Below are 3,612 nucleotides of genomic sequence, written 5' to 3'. Positions count from 1 at the left end.
CGCCGGGACGACACGCAATTGACCTAGTCAATCGACCGGATCAGGTCCTTGATCTTCAGGGCGTGCGGGCCGAGCTCCCCGGCGAGCTTGTCGAGATAGGGATCGGCGACCGCGGTAAAGCTCTTCTTGTCGACGTCATCGACGACCTTGACGCCCATCGACTTCAGCTTGGCCGCCGCGGTCCTTTCGAGCTCGAAGGCTCTCGCCGACTCCTTCGTGCTGATCTCGTTCGCCGCCGTCATCACCCATTGCTTCTGCTCGGCCGACAGGTTCTGCCACAGCCTGTCACTGATGAACACCAATGCATTGTTGGCCTCGTGCTCGGTCAGCGAAAGCACAGGCGCCACTTCGTAGTGCTTGTTGACGAGATAGACGTTGATGCCGTTCTCGGCCGCCTCGACCACACCGGTCTGCAGCGAAGTGTAAACGCTGCCGAACGGCATGTGCACGGTCTGCGCGCCATAGGCCGGAAACATCGTGTCCTCAGTCGCCGTGGCCTGCACGCGGATCTTCATGCCCTTGAGGTCGCCGACGTTGTGGATCTCCTTCTTACCGTAGATATGCCGCACGCCCTGCGAGCCGGTGCCGATGACATGCAGGCCCTGCGCGGTCTCGTCGATCATGGTTCTCAACGCGTCGAACACCCGCGGGTCGGCCATCGCCTTGATGACATGGGCTTCGTCGCGGAACAGGAAATGCAGCGACATCACGCCGGCCTGCGGCGAGATCGTCGCTGTGTTGGCCGAGGAGATGATGGCGAAATCGATATCGCCCGCCTTGACCAGTTGCAGGAGCTGCGGCTCCTGCCCGAGCTGCGCGCCGGGATACTGATCGATGATCATGCTGCCTTTGCTCAATTCCTTGAGCTTGTCGGCGAACAGGTCGCCGGCGACCGAATAACCGGTATTGCGCGGCTGGTCGTAGGCGAAGCGGTAATGCTTGACGTCCTGCGCGTTCGCATCTGCGGCGAACAGCAGCGCCGAGGCCGCCAGGACAAGGACCAAGCCAAAAATCGAGACACGGCTAATCTCTGTCGGATGTTTCACGCGCTTCCCTCCCCGGCCTTTGTTTTTCGCGATCATCCCATCGGGTTTGCCGGATTGTCAATTGACCATCCGGGCGCGCCGCCGGGGAGGCCTCGAAATCACCGCCGTTGTTTGTCTCTCTTATTTTCCTTGGCGGCGCATGAAATCGAAGTCGCAGCCTTCGTCGGCCTGCAGAATGGTCTCGTTGAACAGATGTGCATAGCCGCGGCTGGCCCATTCCGGCGCGGCCGCCGGAATCAGCGCGGCGCGTCGCTTCTCCAGCTCGGCCGCATCGACCAGCAGCTCGATGCGGCGCCCAGCCACGTCGAGCCGGATCCGGTCGCCATTCTTCACCAGCGCCAGCGGACCGCCGACGGCGGATTCCGGCGTGATGTGCAGCACGATGGTGCCGAACGCCGTGCCGCTCATCCGTGCATCCGAAATCCGCACCATGTCCTTGACGCCCGCGCGCCCGAGTTTTTTCGGGATCGGCAGATAGCCGGCTTCCGGCATGCCCGGCGCGCCCTTCGGCCCGGCATTGCGCAGCACCAGCACGTCGTCCGCGGCCACATCGAGCTCGGGATCGTCGAGGCGCAGCGTCATGTCCTCGACCGACTCGAACACCACGGCGCGGCCGGTGTGCTGCATCAGCTTCGCGCTCGCGGCGGAATGCTTGATCACGGCGCCGCGCGGTGCGAGGTTGCCGTGCAGCACGGCGATCCCGCCTTCCGGTTTGATCGGATTCTGCCGCGACCGGATCGCGTCCTGGCCCGGCACCTCCTCGGCGGCTGCGACGACGTCGCGCAGCGTTTTGCCTTCGATGGTCCTGGCGTCGAGGTCGATGAGATCGCCGAGCTGCGCCATCAGTTTCGGCACGCCGCCGGCGTGATGGAAATGCTCCATATAGTGCTCGCCCGACGGCTTGAGGTCGACCAGCACCGGCACCTCGCGGCCGAGCTGGTCGAACACCTGCAGATCGATGCGGTGCGGCGCGCGGTTGGCGATCGCGGTCAGATGGATCAGGCCGTTGGTCGAGCCGCCGATCGCCTGCAGCACCACCTGCGCGTTCCGGAAGGAGGCCTCGGTGAGGAATTCGCTCGGCCGCGGGCCCTTCGCCTTGGCCATCGCGGCGGCGACCTTGCCGCTCGCCTCGGCTGAGCGAAAGCGCTCGGCGTGCGGCGCGGGAATGGTCGCGCTCATCGGCAGCGACAATCCAAGCGCCTCGGTGATGCAGGCCATGGTGGAGGCGGTCCCCATCACCATGCAGGTGCCGACCGATGGCGCGAGTCGGCCATTCACCGCCTCGATCTCGACCTCGTCGATCTCGCCCGCGCGATATTTCGCCCACAGCCTGCGGCAATCGGTGCAGGCGCCCAACACCTCGCCCTTGTGATGGCCGACCACCATCGGCCCGACTGGAATGACCACGGTCGGCAGGTCGGCGGAGACCGCCGCCATGATCTGCGCCGGCAGGGTCTTGTCACAGCCGCCGATCACGACCACCGCGTCCATCGGCTGGGCGCGGATCATCTCCTCGGTGTCCATCGCCATCAGATTGCGCAGATACATCGACGTCGGATAGGCAAAGCTCTCTGCGATCGAAATCGTCGGGAACACCATCGGCATGGCGCCGGTCAGCATCACGCCGCGCTTCACCGCCTCGATGATCTGCGGCACGTTGCCGTGGCAGGGATTGTAGTCGCTATAGGTGTTGGTGATGCCGACGATCGGACGGTTGAGCGCATCATCGGAATAGCCCATCGCCTTGATGAAGGCCTTGCGCAGGAACAGCGAGAACCCGGCGTCGCCATAGCTTGTCAGTCCCTTGCGCAGTCCGTCGGTCATGTGATGTTCCTCTATGCTTGGCGATCTTACGTCGGCGGCCGCCCGACATATAGTCGTCATTCCATGGCGACTCCAACGGGCCGGCGCTTCGCGCCGCCCGGCGGGATCGGGTCGGTAATCCAGAAATTGCGGCGCAAGATTCCCGGTTCGCGCTGCCGCGCGCTCCGGAATGATGGCTCAATCGATGATCCTGCTGCGGTCGCCGCTGAACTCCATGCCGCAGAAGGTGCCGCCCTGATAGAAATCGCCGACCGGATCGGGCTCGAGCTTCGCCTGCTCGGCCATCGCGTAGTCGCGGAAATCCTCGGCGTTGCCGGTCGGGCGATAGCCGAGATCATAGGCGCGGTGGTTGTCCCACCACGAGCGCTCATTGTTGGAGGCGCCGTAGACGATCTCGAAATGGATATCGGGATGCTCGAGCCCGATGCGGCACAGCTGCACCAGATCCTCCGGCTTCAACCAGATCGACAGCCTGCGATGATCGAGCGGCTTGTCGCCGAAATTGCCGATCCGGATGCAGGTCACCCTGATGCCGTGCTTGTCGGCATAGAGCGCGCCGGTCGCTTCGCCGAAGGCCTTGCTGACGCCGTAGCGGCTGTCCGGGCGCGGCGTCACGTCGCTGCCGATGCGGTGATAACGCGGGTAGAAACCCACCGCATGATTGGAGGATGCGAAGACCACCCGCTTGACGCCGTTCTTGCGCGCCGCCTCGAACAGGTTGTAGCAGCCGATGATGTTGGAT

The 3,612-nt window shown here is 64.2% G+C and carries 3 protein-coding genes; all 3 read right to left on the bottom strand.

All coding sequences use genetic code 11. The annotated features are described in order from the left end of the window. Positions 1–23: 23 nt before the first annotated feature. On the bottom strand, positions 24–1,013 hold the full coding sequence (locus WCB02_RS37250) for a TRAP transporter substrate-binding protein (RefSeq protein ID WP_423966864.1): 990 nt from the start codon (positions 1,011–1,013) through the stop codon (positions 24–26). A 153-nt stretch (positions 1,014–1,166) separates the two neighbouring features. Then, the gene (locus tag WCB02_RS37245; RefSeq protein WP_423966862.1) at positions 1,167–2,870 is read right to left on the bottom strand and encodes an IlvD/Edd family dehydratase; all 1,704 of its coding nucleotides are present in this window, start codon (positions 2,868–2,870) and stop codon (positions 1,167–1,169) included. Positions 2,871–3,047: 177 nt separating this feature from the next. Further along, the coding region (locus WCB02_RS37240; RefSeq protein WP_423966860.1) for an NAD-dependent epimerase/dehydratase family protein at positions 3,048–3,612 on the bottom strand (565 nt) is incomplete at its 5' end.

The organism is Bradyrhizobium sp., from assembly GCF_049581145.1.
Taxonomy (GTDB): Bacteria; Pseudomonadota; Alphaproteobacteria; order Rhizobiales; family Xanthobacteraceae; genus Bradyrhizobium.
Note: the sequence above shows the minus strand (reverse complement) of the source record. Positions and strands in the feature narration are given on the sequence as shown.

Bases quoted from the DNA above. Each gene is read 5' to 3' on its own strand.
- WCB02_RS37245 (WP_423966862.1), bottom strand. From the start codon at position 2,870: ATGACCGACGGACTGCGCAAGGGACTGACAAGCTATGGCGACGCCGGG.